Source organism: Micromonospora humidisoli (assembly GCF_016900955.1).
In the GTDB taxonomy this organism is placed as follows: domain Bacteria; phylum Actinomycetota; class Actinomycetes; order Mycobacteriales; family Micromonosporaceae; genus Micromonospora; species Micromonospora wenchangensis.
In genome coordinates this window covers 15,451-36,193 of record NZ_JAFEUO010000016.1, presented here as the reverse complement: position 1 = coordinate 36,193, position 20,743 = coordinate 15,451, and the positions used below count along the sequence as shown (strand labels likewise).

Annotated in this window: 22 protein-coding genes and 2 pseudogenes; 14 read left to right on the top strand and 10 right to left on the bottom strand. The window is 70.5% G+C overall.

The window, feature by feature from the left end; genetic code table 11:
• The 3 genes and pseudogenes from JQN84_RS32485 to JQN84_RS30890 form a co-directional block, all read right to left on the bottom strand.
• Nucleotides 1–100 (bottom strand): annotated as a pseudogene (locus JQN84_RS32485) (IS5/IS1182 family transposase); the annotation flags it as partial.
• Nucleotides 101–262: 162 nt separating this feature from the next.
• The gene (locus JQN84_RS30895) at nucleotides 263–967 is read right to left on the bottom strand and encodes a cation efflux transmembrane domain-containing protein (protein WP_204962107.1); all 705 of its coding nucleotides are present in this window, start codon (nucleotides 965–967) and stop codon (nucleotides 263–265) included.
• On the bottom strand, nucleotides 967–1,296 hold the full coding sequence (locus JQN84_RS30890) for an ArsR/SmtB family transcription factor (RefSeq protein WP_204962106.1): 330 nt from the start codon (nucleotides 1,294–1,296) through the stop codon (nucleotides 967–969). Before JQN84_RS30890 ends, JQN84_RS30895 begins: the two co-directional genes overlap by 1 nt.
• A gap of 181 nt (nucleotides 1,297–1,477) precedes the next feature.
• Here JQN84_RS30890 and JQN84_RS30885 point away from each other — a divergent pair, with 181 nt between their 5' ends.
• The 13 genes from JQN84_RS30885 to JQN84_RS30825 all read left to right on the top strand — a co-directional run bounded on the left by JQN84_RS30885 (nucleotide 1,478) and on the right by JQN84_RS30825 (nucleotide 13,048).
• On the top strand, nucleotides 1,478–2,731 hold the full coding sequence (locus JQN84_RS30885; protein ID WP_204962105.1) for a hypothetical protein: 1,254 nt from the start codon (nucleotides 1,478–1,480) through the stop codon (nucleotides 2,729–2,731).
• Entirely contained in the window at nucleotides 2,728–4,320 is a 1,593-nt protein-coding gene (locus JQN84_RS30880; protein ID WP_204962104.1) for a type IV secretory system conjugative DNA transfer family protein, read from the top strand. The genes JQN84_RS30885 and JQN84_RS30880 overlap by 4 nt, the downstream gene beginning before the upstream one ends.
• A gap of 62 nt (nucleotides 4,321–4,382) precedes the next feature.
• Nucleotides 4,383–5,186 (top strand): replication-relaxation family protein, encoded by an 804-nt coding sequence (locus tag JQN84_RS30875; protein WP_204962103.1) that lies wholly within the window; start codon nucleotides 4,383–4,385, stop codon nucleotides 5,184–5,186.
• A gap of 227 nt (nucleotides 5,187–5,413) precedes the next feature.
• Nucleotides 5,414–5,866: a M23 family metallopeptidase gene (locus tag JQN84_RS32180; RefSeq protein ID WP_307821509.1), complete on the top strand. Its 453-nt coding sequence runs from the start codon at nucleotides 5,414–5,416 to the stop codon at nucleotides 5,864–5,866.
• A 408-nt stretch (nucleotides 5,867–6,274) separates the two neighbouring features.
• Complete coding sequence (locus tag JQN84_RS30865) at nucleotides 6,275–7,546, top strand: hypothetical protein (RefSeq protein WP_204962101.1); 1,272 nt, start codon at nucleotides 6,275–6,277, stop codon at nucleotides 7,544–7,546.
• Between the two features lie 83 nt (nucleotides 7,547–7,629).
• Nucleotides 7,630–8,262: a hypothetical protein gene (locus JQN84_RS30860; protein WP_239486520.1), complete on the top strand. Its 633-nt coding sequence runs from the start codon at nucleotides 7,630–7,632 to the stop codon at nucleotides 8,260–8,262.
• A complete protein-coding gene (locus JQN84_RS31850) occupies nucleotides 8,259–8,831 on the top strand; it encodes a hypothetical protein (protein ID WP_307821508.1) in 573 nt (190 codons plus the stop codon). The genes JQN84_RS30860 and JQN84_RS31850 overlap by 4 nt, the downstream gene beginning before the upstream one ends.
• Before the next feature lie 173 nt (nucleotides 8,832–9,004).
• Complete coding sequence (locus JQN84_RS30850; RefSeq protein ID WP_204962100.1) at nucleotides 9,005–9,991, top strand: DUF932 domain-containing protein; 987 nt, start codon at nucleotides 9,005–9,007, stop codon at nucleotides 9,989–9,991.
• 124 nt (nucleotides 9,992–10,115) lie between these two features.
• Nucleotides 10,116–10,637: a hypothetical protein gene (locus JQN84_RS30845; protein WP_307821507.1), complete on the top strand. Its 522-nt coding sequence runs from the start codon at nucleotides 10,116–10,118 to the stop codon at nucleotides 10,635–10,637.
• A gap of 99 nt (nucleotides 10,638–10,736) precedes the next feature.
• Nucleotides 10,737–11,156 (top strand): hypothetical protein, encoded by a 420-nt coding sequence (locus JQN84_RS30840; RefSeq protein ID WP_204962099.1) that lies wholly within the window; start codon nucleotides 10,737–10,739, stop codon nucleotides 11,154–11,156.
• Nucleotides 11,157–11,227: 71 nt separating this feature from the next.
• Complete coding sequence (locus tag JQN84_RS30835) at nucleotides 11,228–11,821, top strand: hypothetical protein (protein WP_307821506.1); 594 nt, start codon at nucleotides 11,228–11,230, stop codon at nucleotides 11,819–11,821.
• Nucleotides 11,818–12,213 carry a hypothetical protein gene (locus JQN84_RS30830; RefSeq protein WP_204962097.1) on the top strand — a complete coding sequence of 132 codons (396 nt, stop codon included), beginning with the start codon at nucleotides 11,818–11,820 and terminating at the stop codon, nucleotides 12,211–12,213. Before JQN84_RS30835 ends, JQN84_RS30830 begins: the two co-directional genes overlap by 4 nt.
• Before the next feature lie 181 nt (nucleotides 12,214–12,394).
• Nucleotides 12,395–13,048 (top strand): hypothetical protein, encoded by a 654-nt coding sequence (locus JQN84_RS30825; protein WP_204962096.1) that lies wholly within the window; start codon nucleotides 12,395–12,397, stop codon nucleotides 13,046–13,048.
• 73 nt (nucleotides 13,049–13,121) lie between these two features.
• Here JQN84_RS30825 and JQN84_RS30820 read toward each other — a convergent pair whose 3' ends face one another.
• The 3 genes and pseudogenes from JQN84_RS30820 to JQN84_RS32040 all read right to left on the bottom strand — a co-directional run bounded on the left by JQN84_RS30820 (nucleotide 13,122) and on the right by JQN84_RS32040 (nucleotide 16,120).
• Complete coding sequence (locus tag JQN84_RS30820) at nucleotides 13,122–13,286, bottom strand: hypothetical protein (RefSeq protein ID WP_204962095.1); 165 nt, start codon at nucleotides 13,284–13,286, stop codon at nucleotides 13,122–13,124.
• Between the two features lie 510 nt (nucleotides 13,287–13,796).
• A pseudogene (locus JQN84_RS30810) lies at nucleotides 13,797–15,058 on the bottom strand (IS256 family transposase).
• Between the two features lie 519 nt (nucleotides 15,059–15,577).
• Entirely contained in the window at nucleotides 15,578–16,120 is a 543-nt protein-coding gene (locus tag JQN84_RS32040; protein WP_307821505.1) for an excalibur calcium-binding domain-containing protein, read from the bottom strand.
• 349 nt (nucleotides 16,121–16,469) lie between these two features.
• Here JQN84_RS32040 and JQN84_RS30800 point away from each other — a divergent pair, with 349 nt between their 5' ends.
• Nucleotides 16,470–17,027 carry a hypothetical protein gene (locus tag JQN84_RS30800; RefSeq protein ID WP_204962094.1) on the top strand — a complete coding sequence of 186 codons (558 nt, stop codon included), beginning with the start codon at nucleotides 16,470–16,472 and terminating at the stop codon, nucleotides 17,025–17,027.
• Nucleotides 17,028–17,082: 55 nt separating this feature from the next.
• Here JQN84_RS30800 and JQN84_RS30795 read toward each other — a convergent pair whose 3' ends face one another.
• The 4 genes from JQN84_RS30795 to JQN84_RS30780 all read right to left on the bottom strand — a co-directional run bounded on the left by JQN84_RS30795 (nucleotide 17,083) and on the right by JQN84_RS30780 (nucleotide 20,470).
• Nucleotides 17,083–17,493 (bottom strand): Imm1 family immunity protein, encoded by a 411-nt coding sequence (locus JQN84_RS30795; RefSeq protein WP_204962093.1) that lies wholly within the window; start codon nucleotides 17,491–17,493, stop codon nucleotides 17,083–17,085.
• Complete coding sequence (locus JQN84_RS32635) at nucleotides 17,490–17,810, bottom strand: DddA-like double-stranded DNA deaminase toxin (RefSeq protein ID WP_372446029.1); 321 nt, start codon at nucleotides 17,808–17,810, stop codon at nucleotides 17,490–17,492. Before JQN84_RS32635 ends, JQN84_RS30795 begins: the two co-directional genes overlap by 4 nt.
• Before the next feature lie 63 nt (nucleotides 17,811–17,873).
• Nucleotides 17,874–19,964, bottom strand: coding sequence for a tetratricopeptide repeat protein (locus JQN84_RS32475; protein ID WP_307821504.1), 2,091 nt, complete (start codon nucleotides 19,962–19,964; stop codon nucleotides 17,874–17,876).
• Entirely contained in the window at nucleotides 19,961–20,470 is a 510-nt protein-coding gene (locus JQN84_RS30780) for a hypothetical protein (RefSeq protein WP_239486518.1), read from the bottom strand. The genes JQN84_RS32475 and JQN84_RS30780 overlap by 4 nt, the downstream gene beginning before the upstream one ends.
• Nucleotides 20,471–20,743 lie beyond the last annotated feature (273 nt).

Sequence of the window (20,743 nt, the reverse complement as noted above, 5' to 3'; positions counted from 1 at the left end):
CACGTTCGGCGACCAGCCTGACCAGCCTGCGGAACTGGGCGGGCTGCAGCCCGGTGAACGGGAAGATCCACTCCGAGCGCGCCGCCGTGATCACCTGCACCACAACATGATCCACCATGGACCGCCACCGAGTTACGAGACATCCCTTAGAGAACATCGGATTGTGTGGTCCTGCGTGTCGACATATTCGAGGTGCCTTGACCCTCCTCGGCGCCTGGAGGGCTTTTGTCGAGGTCAGGGGTTCTGGTCTGCCGGCGGTTGGTCAGGTGGTCTGGTTCGCGGGGGTGCAGCACCGGTCGGTGCAGGCCGAGGCTTCGTCGGTGGGTGCCGGGGCGCAGCAGGTTTCTCCGCGCCAGGCGTCTCGGCCTTCTTTGAGGGCGACGGCGGCGATGACCAGGGCGGCGATCGGGTCGGCCCAGTTCCAGCCCAGGACGCTGTTGAGTCCGAGGCCGACGAGTAGGACGGCGGATAGGTAGGTGCACAGCAGTGTCTGTTTGGAGTCGGCGACGGCGGTGCGGGAGCCGAGCTCGCGGCCGGCCCGTCTTTGTGCATAGGACAGGCCGGGCATGAACGCGAGGGAGAGTGCGGCGAGCATGAGGCCGATGGTGGAGTGCGCTGCCTCGCTGCCGCCGAGTAGCGCGCGGGCGGATTCGACGGAGATGTAGGCGGCGAGCGCGAAGAAGGAGATCGCGATGATCCGCAGGGCGGTTTTCTCCCGGGCTTCGGGGTCGTGGCCGGCGAACTGCCAGGCGACCGCCGCAGCGGAGGAGACCTCGATGATCGAGTCCAAGCCGAACCCGATCAGCGCGGTGGAGTCCGCGGCGGCACCGGCGCTGATGGCGACGACGGCCTCGATCAGGTTGTAGCCGATGGTGGCGGCGACCAACAGCCGAATTCGGCGGGCCAGGACGGTGCGACGCGCCGGGTTTGGCCTTGCGGGCATGACGGGCAGCAGCGGAAGGCTCATCAGCAGCAGTCCTTGTCGGCGGCATCGGGGCAGACTGCGGGGTCGACGGCGAGGACGAGGCCGAGTAGGTCGTCGAGGGCGTGGCGGATGCGGGTATCGGCGAGTTCGTAGCGGGAGCGGCGACCTTCGGGGACGGCAACGACCAGGCCGCAGCCGCGCAGGCAGGCCAGATGGTTGGACAGGTTCTGCCGGGTTACCCCAAGCAGATCGGCCAGGTCAGCCGGGTAGCCAGGCGCGTCGCGTAGGGCGAGTAGCAGTCGGGCCCGGGTCGCGTCCGACAACGCGTGGCCGAAGCGTGCAAGGGCTTGGCCGGGGGTTACGGTCTCCACACCCTCAACAGTACATCAGGCAGTGTATTCAGCGGGTAGTGAACTGATTGTCGTGCGATCTGTGCTCCGTGCACGGATCCCGCTCGTCGTCGACCGGCAGGTGAGTTGTTCTCGAACGGAGGTGTCCATGGTTTCCGCCGTCATTTTGCGTGCGTCTGTGCCGGCTCCTTCCGGTGTGTGCGTGCCCGGCCGTGAGGGGGTGCCCGGGTCGTTCGTCGGTGAGCTGTGGTGTGGCTCCTGGGGCACCGATGCCGCCGACGCCGGATGGCACCTGGTGCGGGATCGGTGGCCGCTGCTGCTCGCCGCCCTGACTGTGCTCGCCGCCGTGCGGGTGGGGTGGGCGGTGTGCCGGCGGCGGGTCTGGCGTCGGCATGCCGCGCGGGCGCGGTGGTTGGAGATCACCCCGCCGGTGACCGCGACTCCGGCTGCGACGGTCGGCCTGTGGCGGCTGCTCGCCACCGTGTTACCCGCTCCGCGCCAGTGGTCGTTGCGGCCGACGCGGATTGTCTGGGAGGTTGCCGCCGACCCGGACGGGCTGCGCTGCGGGCTGTGGCTCCCGCCGGGGGTCAACCCGACTGCGGTGGTGCGGCTGCTGCACCGAGGCTGGCCCGGCGTCCGCGCCGCCCAGTGCGCGCCTCCGGCGGTGCCGACGGTGGGCGCGGTGGTCGCGCTCGCGGTGCGGCCGACCCGACCGGAGTGGCTGCCGCTGGTCGACGACACCACCCCGGCATCGCGGCGGGGGATGGACGTCGCCGCCCCGGAGGACGACCGGCTGCGCGCCGTCTACGGCGGGTTGGTCTCCGCCGGGCGCACCGGCGGCGCGCTGCTGCAGGTCCACCTCGGTCGGGCACCGGCCCACCGGCTGCGGCAGCTCCGCCGGGCGATGACCCACCCGCACCGTGCCCGCCACCCCCGAGGCGTCGCCCGCGCCGTCCTCCAGGCGACGTTCGACCTGATCACCCCTGGGTCCGGCATCCGTCGGCACCCCACCGGTCGGCTGGACCCGTACGCGTCGGAGTTGGCGCGGCAGGCGCGGGTGAAGTTCACCGACGCGCCGCATCTGCTGGTGGCCGTGCAGACGGTCGCGGTCGGCCCGACCCGGGCTGCCGCGTCGGCTGCCGCCGCCGATGTCAGTTCCGGCTTCGGGCTGCTGTCGCCCCACTTCACCCGCCGTCGGCTCCGGCGCGGCACCCGTGCCGTGGCCGACCGGTGGATGCCGGCGTCCCGGATGAGCCTGGCCGGCATCGGCGAAGCCGCCGCGCTCGCCGGACTACCCGCCGAACCCACCGCCTACAGCCTGCCCGGCGCGGCATCGCGCCGCCGGGCCGCCACCCGCGAGGTCTTCCGCACCATCGGCCAAGCCACGGACGGCCCCGACACCACACCGGTCGAGGCGACCGCCGTCGACGCACCCACTGTCTGGAGTAGCCCATGACCACTTACCCGGGGGTGCCCCCGTCCGATCCCGGCCCGGCGGGCCGCCGGCTGCACCTGGTGTCGCGCGAGCAGCGGCACGGCCTGGGCGGCAAGGTCATCGGTGTCGCCAACGCCGGGCCCGCGATGCGGGTCGGGATCTCCCTGACCGACTGCCGCTACCACGTACACGCCCTCGGCCCGACCGGCACCGGCAAGACGACCCTGCTGATGCGGATGATCCTCGACGATGTCGACGCCGGGCGCGGCGTGGCAGCCTTCGACCCGGCCAAGGGCGACCTGATCCGTGACCTGCTCGCCCGGCTACCCGCGTCATGTGGTGATCGCCTGGTGCTCATCGACCCCGCCGAGCGGGCTGCCCCGCCGGCGATCAACCTGCTGGACCCGAGCGTGCACGGCGGCAGCGCGCACGATGTGGCCGCGAACCTGACGGCGGTGATGGCGAAGGTGTGGTCGCGGTGGTGGGGGCACCGCACCGCCGACATCTGCTACCACGGCCTGCTCACCCTCGCCCACTTCGACGACGCCACCCTCGCCCACCTCCCCAGGCTGCTGTCGGACGCCTCGTGGCGGACCGACCGGGTGAACGCGGTGGTCAGCAGGTTGAACGCGTGGGAGGGCAACACCCTCGGCGAGTTCTGGGAGGGGTTCAACGATCTGCCCGCCGCGCAACGCTCGGGTCTCGTCGCTCCGCTGTTGTCCCGGCTGCGGCTGGTGATGGCGCACCCGATGGCGAACAGCCTGTTCGGCGTGCCGGCCACCACGTTCTCCTTCGCCGACATCCTCGACGGTGGTGTCCTGCTGGCCCGGCTACCCAAGGGCATTCTCGGTGAGGACGGCACCCGCCTGGTCGGCTCCCTGCTCCTGGCCGGGCTGTGGCAGGCCACCACCGCCCGCGCCCGCATCCCCGAAGACGACCGCCCCGACGCGATGATCGTCCTCGATGAATGCCACAACTTCCTGCACCTGCCCATCGGCATCGATGACGCCCTCGCCGAGGCCCGCGGCCTGCATACCTCGTTCGTCCTGGCCCACCAGTACCTCGGGCAGCTGTCAGGCGACATGGTGGCCGCGATCGACGCCAACGCCCGCAACAAGGTGTACTTCGCCCTGGCCCCCCGCGACGCCATCGACCAGGCCCGCCACCTGCGCCCATACCTCGACGACGGGGACCTGATCCGCCTCGGCGGCTACGAGGTCGTCCTGCGGCCGGTCGCCGGCGGCCGGGTCCTTCCACCGGTCACCGCCGACACAGAGCCGCCACCATCGGCGCAACCCGGCCGCGCGCATGCGTTACGCCGTGCCGCCCGCGACCACACCGGCCTCGCCGTCGCCGAGCGGCGGCGCCTGCTCGGCGAAGCCGCCACCTCCTCCGCCCACGTCGAGCCACCCGTGCCCGCCGACCCTGCCGTCACCGAGCTGGTCGGCCACAACACGTTCACCGACCCCGAGTGGTCTAACGAGAGCTCCAACGAGCGACCAAACGAGGACTCCAACGACCGTGAGCAGCCGGGTGAACACGCCCCCATGAACACGTTGTACGGGCACGTCGATGGCGGTGAGGAGGACTGGTGGACCGGAACCGACTGATAAGAGATATCCCTCCCACCCGTACGTCAGCCACCGGCAGTTCCCGCCTCACGGCGTCCGTCGTGGCCGCCGAACTCGGCCGGCTCACCTCCCGAGACCGGCTCCTGCTCGACCTGCTCGACCAGCACCGGACCTTCACCACCGACCAACTCGTCGACCTCGCGTTCGGCTCGGTCGGCCGAGCCCGCAACCGCCTCAACACCCTCCACGATCGAGACATCCTCGACCGGTTCCGCCACTACCAACGGCCCGGCTCGCAAGCGTGGAGGTGGACCCTCGGCCCGATCGGCGCGGCCCTGCTCGCCGCCGGACGAGGCGAACCGTTGCCCCGTCCCGCCGCCGTACGCGACGCCACCGCCCGACTCGCCATGTCCCCGACGCTGGCGCACCTGCTCACGGTGAACGGGTTCTTCGTCGCGCTCACCGCCCATGCCCGCGCGCACCCCGGCACGCGGTTGGTGCGGTGGTGGAACGAGGCGCGCTGTCGGGAGGCGTGCGGCAACCTGGTACGCCCGGACGGACACGGCGTGTGGGCCGACAACGGGCGGGCGGTGCCGTTCTGGGTCGAGGTCGACCTCGGCACCGAGACCCTGAGCCAGGTCGTGGGCAAGCTGGGCGGCTACGCCGCACTGCCGCCCCGCCGCGCGTATCCGGTGCTGTTCTGGCTGCCCACCGCCGCCCGTGAGGCCAACCTGCACGCCCACCTGCGCCGGGTTGGGCTACCCGACGGGGTGAGCGTCGCCATCGCCACCGCCGACCCCCGGGGTCCGGCGGGGCCGGTCTGGCGGGTGGTGGGCCGCCGTGACCGGGTGAGCCTGGCCGAGCTGCCCGCCCCGATTACCGACGGTGTGCCGTGGGACGGGTAGCCGTGGGGGTCGCGGTGGGACTTGCCGGGGCGTTGCTGCTGGTCGCCGCCGCCACCGCCGGAGTCGTCTCGTCGGTGTTCGGCGGCGGGGGTGGGGGTGGTTGCGTTGGGGTGGCGCGACGGGCGGGGGATCCGGACGCGTACGCCACACACGAGACACGGGCGACGACGACCGGTGCGACGTCGCCTGTCTGCGCGGAGGTGCCGGTCGGCGGGTGGACTCGTCCGGTGGTGGGGGAGGCGGTTTCCGGTTTCCGTACTGGCGACCGGCCCGGCCACGACGGGGTCGACATCATGGCGGCGAGAGGGACGGTTGTCCGGGCGGCGGCGGGCGGTGTCGTCGTGCGGGTGCGCTGCAACGTCGGCGGTGACTCGTGGGAACCCACCGGCGGGCCGATGCCGTGCGACAGCGACGGATACCCCGGCCTCGGTGGGTGCGGCTGGTACGCGGAGATCCGCCACCCGGGCGACGTGGTGACGCGTTACTGCCACCTGATCCGACAGCCGGCCGTGACGGTAGGCGAGCCGGTGACGGCGGGACAGCCGATCGGCTACGTCGGCAGCTCCGGAAACTCCTCCGGCCCGCACCTGCATTACGAGGCCCACGACGGTTATCCCGCCACCGAGGACAATGCCGTTGACCCCATTCCGTTTATGCGACGCAAAGGGGTGCCCCTGTAAAGCGGTGAAGTGATTTTCCGCACCATGCGAAAGCGGCCACGACGGCCGCCGTCCGCCGCGCATTCCGGCCACGGGTACGGGGAGTGTCGCCGAAAGTGGGGAGGCTGCCGCCCCGCCCTGCCGGCGTGTCGCCGCCGTCCCTGTGCAGCGGTAGGGGGCGGCGCGGCAGGGGGCGTGGCGGCGATGTGAGGGCCGTCAAATGGCATTGCGGGACGTGGCGACGGATTCCCGAATGGAGCGCGACGCGAACCATTTAAAGAGTCTTGGTGGGCGGGGTTGACAACTATCGGGCGTCGAGCGTCCATGGACGTGGGCAACAAAAACCGCCCCAGCGAAACCGCAGAAAAGGATGCGCGCCGCGCATGCGGAATCGCTATTGTCGACCCCTTTTTGTGGAGGTGTTCTGCCATGACCGCAAACATCAGTCTCACCCCCGGCACCAACGAGGCCCGGTCCGCCGTCGCCGAGGAACTGCGTCGCCACCCGGGCGTCACCGCCCGCAAGTTGGCCGGACAGGGGAACCTGCCGCTGTCGGTGGTGACCGAGGCGCTCGCGGCCATGGAGGCCGCTGGTACCGCCGCCCGCACCTCCGACCCGGCCAAGGGCAACCGTAAGAGCGCTGACGTCTGGCACCTCACCCCCGACGCCCCGGCGGCCGATGACGCGTCGCCGGACACCGCACCCGAGCAGGACGCCCCGGACACGACGCCGGACACCATCGAGCCCGCCGCCCTCACCGACGACGCTGCGGCGGCCGATGACGCGACGTCCGCCCCGACCGACGCGCCGTCGCCCACCGGTGACGTCCCGGCGGCTGACGCGGTCACCACGCCCGACGCGGCTGTCACCGACGACGCCCCGACCGACGGCGACGCGCCGACGCCCACGAGCGACGCCCCGACGGCTGAGACGACGATGCCGGAGGCTCCGGTGTCCGGGGTGCCCGCCCCGGTATCCGGCGTGCCCGTGTCCGGGGCACCGGTCGGGGCGCAGCCCGACCTCAAAGTGCTGATCATGGCGGGGGTGCTCGGTGGGCACCCGGACGGCATCACGGCCGACGCGGCGATCAATGAGAGCGGCCTGTCGGTGGCGATGGGTGACACGATCCTCGCCGCGATGGAGGTTGCCGGGGCTGCCCGTCGCCTGCCGGTCACCGAGGACGGTGACGAGCTGTGGGTGATCGGCGACGGGGACCTCGCCACGGTGGACCCGGCCAACGCCCCGACGCACTCCACGTGCCCGACGTGCGGGCACACCCGCAAGATTCGCCGCCCGTCGGCCCGCCGGGTGGCCGGCACCGGTCGTGGAACGGGTGAGGTCAACAGTGACGGGTCGGCCAAGCTGGGCAAGAACGAGTTGCGTAATCGGGTCGAGGCGTTCATGCGTGACCTGGGACCCGGCCACGATGTCACCCCCGGCACCGTCGCCCGGGAGATCGGCGGACGGAGCCCCGGGGCGGTCCGCAACGGCATGGACAAGCTGACCGGGTTCGGGGTGCTGATCCTGACGCGGGAGGCCCCGGAAACCTACGCCCTCGCGGACAACCCGCCCGCCCCGACCGCCGAGGTTCGCGCGTTCATGGCCGTGCCCCAGACCGACACCACCCCGCCCACCGGTGACGAAACCAGCGCCGACGAGGCCGGCACCGACGAGGCCGCCGCCGCGCCGGTGGCGGCCTGACCTACCGCCCCGCCGGGGCCGGGCACCACGCCCGGCCCCGGCACCCGCACGCCCACCCACCAGCGCCACGGAAGGAACAGACCATGACCACCCCCGACGACCACCCCCACGGCCCGATGCACGCGCCGGGGTCGCTGCGCTGCCCCGAATGCGGGGAACCGGCCCGGACCGTGCCGCCGCGTGACTGGCCCCTCGACGGGTTCGCCTCACGCCCGGCTACGTCCCACCACGACGGCACCCCGTTATGCCCGGTGCCCGGCCCGAACGGTTCGCAACCGGCGGACTCGATCGGCGTCCCGGCACGGCTGACCATGTGGCAGGCCGTACGGCAATCGTGGCTCATCCATCCTGATTGGACCGTCGCCGATCACCTCGGGTGGCTCGATGACGAGGGCTACGACACCGGCACCCTGACCGGCGACCCGGCGGAGGTGGTCGGGCGGTGGCTGGCCGAGCACCGCCGTGCCGCCCCGGTGGCCTCACTCGCCGATGACCCTCGCGTCTATGTGGTGGCCGGGGGCGACATGGTGGCCGTGTTCGACTCGGCGGACGAGGCCGACGTCATGGCCGTGACGATGACCGCCGCGCACCTCGAACCGGTAAGTCGGTGTCTGACCGAGGCGCAATGGGAACAGGCGCACGCCGTACTGCGGGCGCAGCTACCGCATGTCACCGTGACCGATGCCCGGCCGACCCGCGCGGCCGGTGCCTCGTGACCGGTCCGTTGGCTCCCGGCCCGGCCGCCGACCGGCCCGACATTCCGCCCTCGCTGGCCGCGCGTCCCCATGACGCGCGGCGCGGCCTGCCCATCCCGCCGGTCAACATCCACCCCGACTCGACGGGCGGCGGGTCGCACGTGGACTTCACCACGATCAACACCACCGTCTCGACCCGCCTCGCGGTCGAACGGAGGTGCTCGCTGTGCGGTGAGCCGATGGGCTATTGGGTGGCGTTCCTCGGCGGACCGAGAGCCGCTGAGTTGATGCGCTACGCGGACCCGCCGGGGCACCCCGAGTGCATGACCGCCGCCCTGTCGCTGTGCCCGCACATCGCGCTCGGTCGGCACCGCCGCGCCCGTGCCGACCGGCCCGGGGCGGGCATCATCCCGCCGGGGTCGTACGGCGACAAACCCGACCGGTACCTGTTGGGCGTCACCCGCACCTACCGAACCCGGTTCATCCCCGAACACCGGTTCGCCGTGTACCTACCGGCCCCGTTCACAACCGTCCGCGCGTACCTGTACGGGCCGGATGGGCGGCTACGCCCGGCCACCGACACCCGGTAGGCCGCGCTTGGCGGCGGGCGTCAGATTCGCCGCAGAAACCTCCATCGACTCGAACCGATCGCCTTGATCGACACGTGGAGGTAGGAAACATTGATATTGACGGCGCGGCCGGGGCCGGAAAGCCCCGGCCCGCCGCCTACCCGAACATCACACGACCGGGAAGGGGTGCCACCGTGGCACACGAACTGGAAACCCTCGCCAACGGCCAGACGGCCTTCGCCTCCGCACGGCTGACCGCCTGGCACCAACTCGGCACCGTCACCGACTCCTGCATGACCGCCCAGGAGGTCATGAGCAAGGCGTGGCTCGGCGGCTGGGAGGTCCGCAAGATCGCCCTTCAGGGCATCGAGGTCACCGAGCGCGGGGTGACGAAGGTCGACTGCCCCGACAAGTACATGACCGTGCGCACCAACCCGGCCACCGGGCAGACCGAGTACCTCGGGGTGGTCGGCGAGGACTACTCGGTGGTGCAGAACGAGCAGGTCGCCGAAACCCTCAACCTCCTGGTCGACGCCTCCGGCGCGCACTTCGAGACCGCCGGCTCGATGCGGAAGGGCCGCTCGGTGTTCGTGACCATGAAGCTGCCGACGGCGATGCGTATTGCCGGGGTGGACGACATGGACCTGTACCTCGCGGCCACCACCTCCCACGACGGCACCGCCTCGTTGCGCCTCGACGCGACCCCGGTACGGATCGTCTGCGCGAACACCCAGGCCCTCGCCTACCAGCGGTCGCGCAGCTCGTACACGTTCCGGCACACCTCGAACGTGACCAGCAAGATCGCCGAGGCGCGGCAGGCCCTCGGCCTGATGTGGAAGGCGTTCGACGCGTTCGAGACCGAAGCCGAGAAGATGATCAACGAGTCGTTGACCATGGGCGAGTTCGAGAAGATCGTCGCGCAGGTGTGGCCCCTCGCCGACGACGCCTCCGACACGGCGCGCAACAACGCGAAGCAGCGCACCGCGACGCTGCGCTACCTCATCCGCGACGCGGACACGCAGAAGGCGATCAAGGGCACCCGGTGGGCCGGCTACCAGGCCATCACCGAGTACGTGGACCACTTCGCCCCCGCCAAGACCAACCTCGTCCGCGCGACGCGGGCGCTGACCGGTGCCGGAGCGGACCTCAAGGCCCGGGCGTTCGAGCTGTTGGCGGTCTGAGGTGGGCCGGCATTGGGGCCGGCGCGGGAACACCCCGCCCGGCTCCGGTACCGGCGCGCACCCCGCCGCCGACACCACCCCCACCCCGCCTGCCTCGACGCCCCCGCCTCCACCGGAGCCTGCCGTGACGACGCTGCCGACGCCGGAACACACCGCCGGGACCATGATCGCGCTGGCCAACCGGGTGTGCGCGAATTTCGCGGCTGCCGAGGTCGCCCGCGCGCTCGCCGAACACTCCACCAGCCAGGCCGAACATGCCACCCTCACCGCCCGTGCGGAGTACTGGGAAAGCCTCGTCAACGAGCAGTGGAACGCGCTGTGCGCGGCGATCTGGGCGACGGCACCCGGAGGCGCGCAGGTCGAACGGTTCCTCCCGGTCCGGCCGCTGACCACCGGTCACGTCGAGCTGCGGGTCCACGACACCCACGCCCGTCGCCTCGTCGTCCTGCTCACCGGCGCGCAGGCCCTCGCCGTGGGCGCGCACCTGACCGCGTACGGAGCGGTCAGCCTCGACCGCATCGGCCAGAAACTCGATCCCGGCCTGCCCCACGTGAAGGCCGCCCCGCCGTTCCCCACCGAGGGGACCACCTGGCCACCGACCACCCCCGGCGGTGCCGACGGCCCACCGGCCGCCGCCCAACCCTGACCGCCGGGACGGGTGCCGCGCGACCCAGTCCCACCCCGGGCCGCGCGGCACCCCCGAGAACGGCTATCCCACGAGCACGCACCCCTGAACGGAGTCCCGATGTACCGGTCTCTGGAGTACGGCGACACCGCCCGGGTGATCAACCCGGCCGACCCGGTCGAGTACCGCCTCGGCACCGTCACCGATGTCTGCTATTCCACCCCGCACACCACCTACGCTCGCCACTACACCCTCCGCTTTCCCACCGGTGACCAGCGCACCTACCCGGCAGCGAACGTCAGGCGAGCCACCCGGGCCGACGACCGCGCCGCCCTGGAGGCCGCCCTTACCGCCGCGTGCGTGGCGGTGCGCGAGGCCTGCCGCATCGCCCACGACTACGACCCTGACCTCAGCACCGGCACGGCGAGCCTGCTGCGACGCCTGGTCGACCTCGCAACCCTGCGCCTCGGCCTGACCCTCGGCCCCGCCCACCCCACCCCAACGGAGCCCATCCGCCACCAGGACGGAGGCGACCAGTGATGCCACCCCACTCCCCGCAATCGGCAGAACCCGCCCGTCCTGCCGGGAGCGCAGGGCTCGACGCAAGTGCGGTGCCGGTCCCGGAGCCGTTCTACTGCCGCCGCTGCCGTCGCGCGCTCAACGTCCGCCTCAACAACCGAGGCGTGATCGTCGAGTACCTGCACGCGGCCGAGCAGCGCGGCCAGCCCAGCGACCACCGCCCCGAGCCCGCACCCGTCACCGAGATCCCCGACCCAATCATCGACTGTGACTTCTGCTCCGCACCGGAGGCCGCCTGGATCTACCGGTGCGCCAACCAGCTCACCGACGCCCGTCGAGTCACCGCACGAGTCTTCGCCGTAGGCGACTACCAGACTCGACACCACGCGGCACGGGTACGCCGCACCGACACCGAGCACGCCTTCACCCAGGCATGGGGCGAAGGCTGGTCGGCATGCGACGGCTGCGCCGACCTCATCGAGGCCCGGGACCTGTACGGCCTGATCGGGCGGGTGGTCGAGGCCCTGCCCGCGAAACTCACCCGAGGCAAACACCTCATGCGCACCCGGGGCCAACTCCACGAACGGTATTCCGACGTGTTCGCAACCCTCGTCCCCGGCCGAGGCCGGATCGCGCCTGGCCACCCGCTCGGCATCTGGACCCACCCGACGGGGAAGACACCATGACCACCGACACGGGGACGCCCGGGTGGCCCGTCCTCACCCACGCGAAGGCCCGCCGCCGGGTCGGGCCGGTGTGCGGGGCGGAGCGCGTGCCGGTGGGCCGGATCACCGAGGACCCGCACCTTGTCACCTGCCCCGACTGCGAAGGGCTGGCCGACATCGACGCGCTCCCCGACGACGCCACCGCAGGTGACCCCCGTGTCATCGAGTTGCTGCGCGAGGCGAAGGGCGGCGCGTGCCGCAAGATCGACGGGGTGCTGGTGGACGCGACCACCGCCGCCGCGATCCTGACCGTGTACGACGCGCTCAAGCCCGCCACCCGCGCGAAACTGGCCGCGCTGCGCATCGACCGCATGGCGCAGGTGGCCTGGAAGGTGCTACGCCCACCCACGTGACCGGGTGGGACCGGTGACCGGCGGGCGGACCCGGAAGTGCGGGCACCGCCCGGCCGGTCACCTCGCCCGCTGCGGGGCCGCTGAGCACACGGCCGCCCATCGAGCCAGGACGTACCCGGCCCTCCGGCCGAGCCACCGCCACCTCGACCATGCGAGCGGCAGCCGCTGGCCGGAGAGGAAGATGAACGGCGTGGCACGACAGGTCATCGACGGACGGACCGCCCTCGACCGGGCCGGAGTCGCCGCGCACACCGGCACGGCCTACTCCACCGTCATCCACTGGCGCAGCCACCGCGCCCGCTTCGGCTTCCCCGAAGGCTTCCCGCACGACGGGCGTGAGTGGTTCTGGCTCGACGACATCGAGGCGTTCCACACCGCCCACCTGAGAGCGAAACGCGCCGAGCTGACGAAGGTCGACCGCCGCGGTGACCCGGAGGATCTCCTCGGCTCGGGCGCAGCAGCGAAAGTCCTCGGCTACGGCTCCTACCGCAACCTGCCCGATACCCTGCTCCACCATCCCGACCGGATCGAGACGCTGCCCGACGGACGGGCCCGCCGCCTGTGGTTCCGCCGCACCATATGGGCTATCGCCGACGCCCGCACCGGCCGGCAGTCCACCGGCCGACCCCTCGGCGCGACCGGTGCCCGCCAGCCGCACCCGTATGCCGACGACCCGCGCCTCCAGGCCGCCGTCACGCTCCTCGCCGAGGCCGACGCCGCCGGGCAGGACCGGCGTGGGCTCGGCGTGATCCTTGCTCAACAACTCGGCATCACCCCGCGCACCGCGCAACGACTCCTCGCCGCAGCCGAGGCGGCCGGCGCTGCACCCGCGTAGGGACCACGAGGACCCGCAGAACACGTCGCCCGGTCCGCCATCGCGAGCCGGGCGACGTGTTCCGTATGCCGACTCAGTCCTCGTCGTCGTCCGCGACGGTCCGAGGCGTCGGCGCCTCGATCAGGTAGCGCAGCGCGCCGTTGACGTCGGTGTCTCGACTTGCGGCAGTGCGCGCCAACACGTCGTACACATCAGCGTCGACCTCAACGGTGCGGCGCGTGGGTGGATGGTCGGTCATCTCTGGTGCCTCCTGACGGTGTTCGGCACGGCAGCCCGGCCGGGCTGCCGTGCCTATCCACGTCGACCTCCACGCCCCGATCAAGACCGCCGGTCAGCGCGAACCGGGGCCGGGGACACCGGCCTCTGCGCGAGCGAAGCGACGAGGTGAGGATCACCGGCTGCGGACAGCGGCCGGGAACCGACGGCCAGAGAGGTCTTCGGCCGGATAGCGGCAAGGAGTTCCGAGACACCGCTGTTGCGGAGGGAATGGCCGTTGCGGCGTAACCGGCGCGCGAGGGCATCGCGGCTGACCGTGTGGCCTTCGCGAATCAGCTCGTCGCGGGCAGTACGAGCGGCGGGCAACAGCGGCACGAGATCCGCAGACAGGCCCACGTCATCGTCCGCGTCGACCTCCCCGGTGGAAGCTTCATTCGCAGATGGCCCACTGTCCCGATCATTCCGGAGCCCGGGGCCCTCCGAGGGGAGTGTGGCGTTTTCCGTGTTTGACCGCTGGGTGTGATCGAGGTTGTTAGATGGTGATCCGGTCGCCGTAGGCGAGGACCAGGGCGTTGAGGGCTTTGGCCAACCGTAGACCCGGCCGGTGATGCTGCTGCCGCCTCGGTGTTTCTGTTGAACGACGAGGTAGAGGACTTTCATCGCGGCCTGCTCGGTGGGGAAGTGCCCGCGTCGGCGGGCGGCTTGCCGGAACCGGGCGTTGAGGCTTTCGATGATGTTGGTGGTGTAGAGGACCTTGCGGACCTCGTGGTCGTAGTCGAGGAACGGCACGAACTGCGGCCACGAGGTCCGCCACAGCCGGATCACCGCCGGGTACTGGTCACCGAACTCGGCGGCGAACGCCTCGAACCGGGCCTCCGCAGCCGTCACGGTCGGAGCCGTGTAGATCTCCCGCAACGCGGGGGTGATCTTCTGCCAGTCCTTCCGGTTCGTATAGCGCAGACTGGCCCGCACGAGGTGCACGACGCACTGCTGGTGGACCGCCTGCGGCCAGACCTGCTCGATCGCGTCGGTCATGCCCTTGAGGCCGTCGGAGCAGACCATGAACACATCCTCGACACCCCGGTTGCGTAGTTCGGTGAGGTAGCCGGCCCACTGCTTGGCGCCCTCACCGCCGGTGCCGGCCCACATTCCGAGGACGTCGCGTTCCCCGTCGAGGCTGATCCCGACCGCCACGTAGACGGGCCGGTTCGCGACCTGCCCCTGCCGGATCTTCATCACCAGGGCGTCGATGAACACCACCGGATACACCCTGTCCAGGGGCCGCTGCCGCCACGCTTCCATCTCCTCCACGACGCTGTCAGTGACCCGGCTGATCAACTCCCGCGACACGTCCGCGTCGTATACGTCCGCCAGGTGCGCGGCAATCTCGCCGGTCGTCAGGCCTTTCGCGTACAACGACAGGATCGCCTCGTTGAACCCGTCCAAACGACGGGCATGCTTGGGCACGATCCGCGGCGTGAACGACCCGGCCCGATCCCGGGGAACCTGGATCCGCACCGGCCCGACCTCGGTCTGCACCGTCTTCGCCCCGTGCCCGTTACGGATGTTGATCCGCCGGCCGGTCGCCTCGTCGACGCCGACCTCGTCGAGGTGCGCATCCAGCTCGGCATCAAGCGCTGATTCCAGGACGGTGCGGGTGATCCCCGCGAGGAGGCCACCCGGGCCGACCAACGAAACTCCGTCGGCCTTGGCCCGCTCGACCAGCTGCCGCGCGAACTCCACCTCAGCCCCCGTCGGTTCAGGAAGCTGAGCAACGTTCTTCTTGTCTGCCATGACGTGGTCCTTCCCGGACAGGATCAACGTCCTGTCCAACGGACCACACCCAGGTCAAACACGGAAATCTACGCAGTCCCGGCCTCGGCGGCCTGCCACGCCTGCCGGCCCGTCTGCACCTGTCCACCCTCGGCGAGGAACAAGCCGCTGGGCAGGTAGGGCAGGCCGTCGAACGGCAATACCGTTGCCCCACCCTCAGCCCAAGCCAACACGGCCACGGTGCTGGCGCTACCGCAGTCGATCGACAGCCGTGCTCCCCCCGCCCCCATGCAGGTAGTCAAACATGAATACTCATTCAAGTCACCTCCTGATCACTCAGGAGAATCAAGGCTGGTCCGGGTCGTGAACTCCTCCGGTCGAGTCCGAAGGGGGAGGGCGGGCGGCGCCGGCAGGCGTGCGTGGAGGTGATGACGGTGGCCCACTTTGTCCAGCGGGTGGATTGGGCCCCGAAGGCGAAACGGGCTGCCATCGCCGTCGCTGACAGGTTCTGAGCTGGCGGAGGCCCCCAGGCGACTGCGGCTACTCGCAGGCGATCCCGTCGCCGTCGCGGTCCAGTTTCCGTGAGTACCCGGGGTCGCCGCGTCGGATCGGGGCCGCGCCCGCCGCGCGTACCGCCGTGCAGTTGGCGTAGTAGACGTCGCCGTTGGTGTCGTCGTAGCCGCCCAGGTCGCCGTTGCCGCCGCCCGGCTCGCAGGCTTCCCCGTCGCCGTCTCGGTCCAACCCGGGCCGGTAGCCGGGCTCGCCCTCGAACAACGGGGCGTCACCGGCTGCCCTGACCGCGTCGCAGTTCTTGTAGTACGGGGCGGGTTTCGGCTTGTTGGTCTTTTTCGGGGTGGGGCTCGGAGTGGGGGTTGGCGTGTCGTCGGGGGTGGGGGTGACGGTGGCGAGTGCATCGCCGAGTTTCCGCGCCTCTACCGTTGCGGACGCCGTCGGTGCCGATACGGGCTTCGTGTCATTGTTGTCGCCGAATGCGCCGGCAAGGCCGCTGCCGCAGCAGCACACCCCGAGTAGTCCGGCGAGGGTGATGCCGATGGTTTGTTTGGTGGTGAGTGCTTTCGTCACCGGCCGAGTGTGCTGGCGGTGAGCCAGGCGGCGGGATGGTCCTTTCAGGCGGGCGTCTGTCGAGTAGGCGACTGCGGGTTCGGCGGCGGCAGCAGGATTTGCCGTACCACCTATGGGCCCCTACCCGAAAGCTTGGCGATCTTTGCGCTTGCGGCATCGAGCCGCAGAAAACTGGCGAGATGGCGTGGCTTTTCGGGTCGGCCTTCGGGTGCGGGTTGGTGCATGCCGGGCCCGACCAGTGGAGCCGGGTCCCTCAGCTGGCCACACTCGCTGTCACCAAGCCGACGTCGCTCCCATTGGGCCGACCCGACCGGCCAGCATCAACCGAGTATCCGACCAAGGAGTGATCGTGACCATGCCGCAGTACCCCGGCAGCCCGCAGGACACCAGCCCGCAGCAGCAGTGGGTCAGCCCCGACGGGCAGAAGCACGACTACCCGAACGCCGGGACCACCGCGTGGGCACCCACGTCGGCGGGGAAGCCGGGGAAGCCGATCCTCCTTGCCGCGACCGTCGCCCTGGCCGTGTTCGTTGTCCTCGGCTTCGGCGGTTACGCCGTGTACGACCAGTTCATCCGCGAGGACTCGGGGGTGGCCGCGTGCAAGGCGATGGCCGCCGGGAAGAAGATGGACGGCAGCCCCAAGACCACCGGCGGTGACACCACCGTCGATAAGAAGATGACCGAGGCCGAGTACCGGAAGGCACGGGCGATCTTCGAGGATTCGCGGTACGAGAAGCTACGCGAGCACGGAACGGCGATCGTGGACGTGGTGTGGCAGATGCAGGGGCTGGACGACGACAGCGGGATGGCGGGACTGGCATTCATGGGTCCACTGGGAACGCACCTGTCGGGGTTGCAGTCGGCCTGCGCCGACCAGGGAGTCATCGTCGACTTGAACGTGAAGTGACGGTGTGCGGAAACGGCAGCTGCCGTTTCACGACCATCTCCCAACCTCAGCAGCCCTACTTCTCTTGCGATGCCGTGTGGTCTGCCCATCGGACGAGCGATGGGCGTTGACCGGTCGCGATGTACTCAATGACTGCCCGGTGGGCGGTTTCCACCGACAGCACTGCCAACTCGGCGGGGATGGTGACCAGAGGGGAGTCAGACGACTCCAGCACCACGATCGGTTCGGCCGGCCGCTGTTCCACCGCGTGACCGCCATCGGGCAGCCAGCGCAGCACGGCCCTTGCGTTGTCGTAGTCGATGTCGAGGCGCAGGACGTCGTCAGCTCCGCTCGGTGCGAACCAGAACGCGTGCGCCCGGGTGCCGTGCGGTCCGATCATCAGCGTCTGCTTGTCGAGGAACACCCGGGCGGCCTCCGCGTCAGGTAGCTCCTGCTCACAGATGTCGAACACCACGCGGAATGTCATGACCTGACCCTCTCACCCGTGCCTGTGTAGGTCGTGGTCCACCAGGTTCGTCCGCCGTCCTGTGTCGCCCAGACAGTCAGGCGGGCACCGGCGGGCAGGACCGGGGGAAGGAGTTTGTCGCAGGTCAGCGGCCAGTCCCGGTCGAAATCCCGAGTTCCGCATGTGGTGTTGTTCAGCACCAGCTCACCCTTGTTCTCCGGTGATCTGCTCGATGCGCGACACGGAGGCGGTATCCCATTCGATGACGGCGAACGGGTGTGTTCGACGGCACCCGGGCATCTCAAGGTCGCAAGAGACAGCAGGAGTAGCCGCGACATAACGCGGACAGGTGCGCCGGCTCGGCCGTCGACGGTGAGATCGCACGTCATCATGCTTCCGGTCTACGGCCCACTGGTTACCTCGTCGAGCTGCCTGCGCAGGTCTGCTGCCTCATCGTTTCGACCGAGTCCGTCGAGGACATCGGCGAGCGTCCGGTACGCCGAAAACAGTTGTCCACCGAAGCTCTGTGGTAGCTGCTCGGCGAGGGGATGGTAAAGAGTGATGCTCTCGGTGATGGAGTCCAGGGCCTGCGGCAGGTTGGTGTGCACGTTCACACAGACCCAGGCGTACGCCCACAGCGACATGGCGAGGTTGGGTAGGTAGGCGTCGGGGTTGGTTTCGGCGAGGCGGCGGTAGATGTTGGCGGCTTCTTCTGTCGTGGTGAGGGCTTGTTCGCGTCGGCCTAGCTCCGACAGGCGGTTGCCGAGGTTGTTCAACGACATGGCGAGGTTGGGTAGGTAGGCGTCGGGGTTGGTTTCGGCGAGGCGGCGGTAGATGTTGGCGGCTTCTTCTGCCGGGGCTAGGGCTTGTTGTTGTTGGCCGGCGTTGGCGAGGCGCCAAGCGTGGTTGGCGTGCAGGTGGGCTCGATGGGCGGGGTCGGTGGTGTGGGTGAGGCGGTGATGAGTGAGTGTGTCGGTGATGGCGGCGGCGGCGATGTCGAGGTCGATGTGCCGGTCGGGGGGCAGCAGGGGTTCGAGGGTTTCCAGGATCGTGAGTTCGATGCCGGGGATGCTGGCCAGTCGGGTCAGGGTTGCTCCGCCTGCGGTGATCGCCAGTTGTGGATGCGTCTGGATGAGGGGGTAGAGCACGGTGGTGGCCAGGTGTGGCCAGCGGTGTGCGGCCTCGACCAGCACGGTGATCGCGGACCTGGTCCAGGCTGGTGGTGCCTCGCTGGTGGTGAGCAGGGCGGTAATCGCCTCGGGGGTCCAGTCACGCTCCAGCCGGCTGCTGCTGTCGTGGCCGGGCGTCGACAGGGCGATGAGGTCTTCACCGAGCCGGTCGGGATGCAACGGCTCGAACACTGTCTGGGTGTCCGACGGCGGGTAGCAGGTGGTGTGGTCGTCGATGAGTCGGTCGGCGGCCGGGCCGGTGTCGGTGAAGCCGGCGTCGGTCAAGGCGTGGCGGGCTTCGCTGCGGGGCTGGGCACCGGTCAGGGTCGCCGCGACGACCGCTCGGTGCATCACTTCGGGCGGAGTCTGCACCGGCGCTTCGGTCCGGGTGTGTAGGTGATGCCAGTACGCCTGTTCCCGGCCCAGCAGATACGACGACACCGCATCCGGGCCGCCGGGCAGCACCTCGCCGCGCCGGGCCGCGTCCACCTCGGCCAGGGCCGCCATGTGTACGGCCAGAACCTGCCCGAACCTGCCTGCGGTCAGATCCGGCACCGGCCAACCCTCGGCCGGAGCGGCGACATCCAGGACAGCGGCGAACCGGCCGGCAGCAGTGGCGAACAGACCCGGCCGGTCATCGACACTGTCAGCAGACAAAGCGGGCAGCGGGAACTGGTCTACCTCTATGCTGAGGGTGCTGTCGGCCCGGTCGGCCAGCGCCGGCCACCAGTAGCCGTCCGAGCGGGCCAGCATCAACACCCGCACCCGAGCCCCCGCTCGTACGTGGAGGTCCCGCAACTGGGTGAGCAGAGCCAGCAGCGCGGAGGCCGGCCACCGGTCGGCGTAGTCCACGACCGCCAGCACCGCACCACCGGGCAACGCGACCCGCGACACCGGCGGGGACCCGGCGACCGGGGTCGGTGTGTGGGTCACCTGCCATACCGCCCACCCCACCGCCGCACATGAGGCACCGACGTGTGCCGCGAGTCGGGTTTTGCCCTGACCGCCCGCACCGTGCACCAGCAGCGCCGCCACCGGCTCATCCCCACCGACCCAGTCGGCGAGCCGGTCCAGGGTGCGCTCACGACCGGTGAACGGCACGATCTGGTGACGGGCCAGCAGAAGTCGGCTCGGCTGCGCCCGAGCCCGCACCGCACTCAACGGCACTGGGGCGTCGTCGGCGGTCGTGACCTGGTAGGGCGGTCGGTCCAGGCTGATGGTCACGTCTCCGTCGACGCCGGCGATCTGCACGGTGTCGCCGAAGACCACGCTGCCGGTCACCGCCTGCCCGGCGGCCGGGGGCGGCCCCCACCAGCGCGTCACTGGTCAAGCTCGACGTCGCCGCCGACCCCGTCGATCTGCCGTACCGGACCTGCCGTCGACGAACTCTCTACCGTCTGCCCGCCACCCTGCGAAGGAGACGGCACCTGCGGCGAGGACCCGGGCGGCACCGGCACCACGGGCGGCGCGGAGGCCGGGCCGATGCGTACACTGCCCCCCACCCCACGTACCTGGGTCACCCCGCCACCGATCGTCGAACCGGTCACCGACTGCCCACCGGCCTGTCGGCGAGCACCGACCGCACCAGCCACCGCCAGACCCAGGCCCGCCAAGCCGACGAACAACCCGAGTACGCTGCCCCACTTGTCCGCCTTGTCGAGACCCTGGATCGCCAAGAACGTGCCCAACCCTGCGACCAGAACCCCAACGGCGAATGCCACCGCCCAACCGCGAAGCCGACTACCAAGCGTCATCACGCCATCATGGACCGATGCGGCAACGGCGGCATCACCGCCCCGGCCATCGCCGCGCTCATGATCGGCGTTCATCGGTTACCACGATCAGTCGGCCTTCACGCCCTTCTGGATCCGCGTCGCCTGTACGGCGAGGTCAGGCCCTATCTGAGCCCTCGCCTTCGACGTCGGCGGCTGCGCCGGGTGATGACTGCCAACTCCTGCTGAGTGTCGGGTAGGCGACCCGGCGCGAGGGTGCCGTGACGGGTGTTGGCGGTCGATGATGGGCGGATGACAGGTTGGAACGGGGTGAGAGTGCTCGGCGGGGTCGGAGTGACGTGCACATCAGTTCGTGACTGCGCCCGTGGG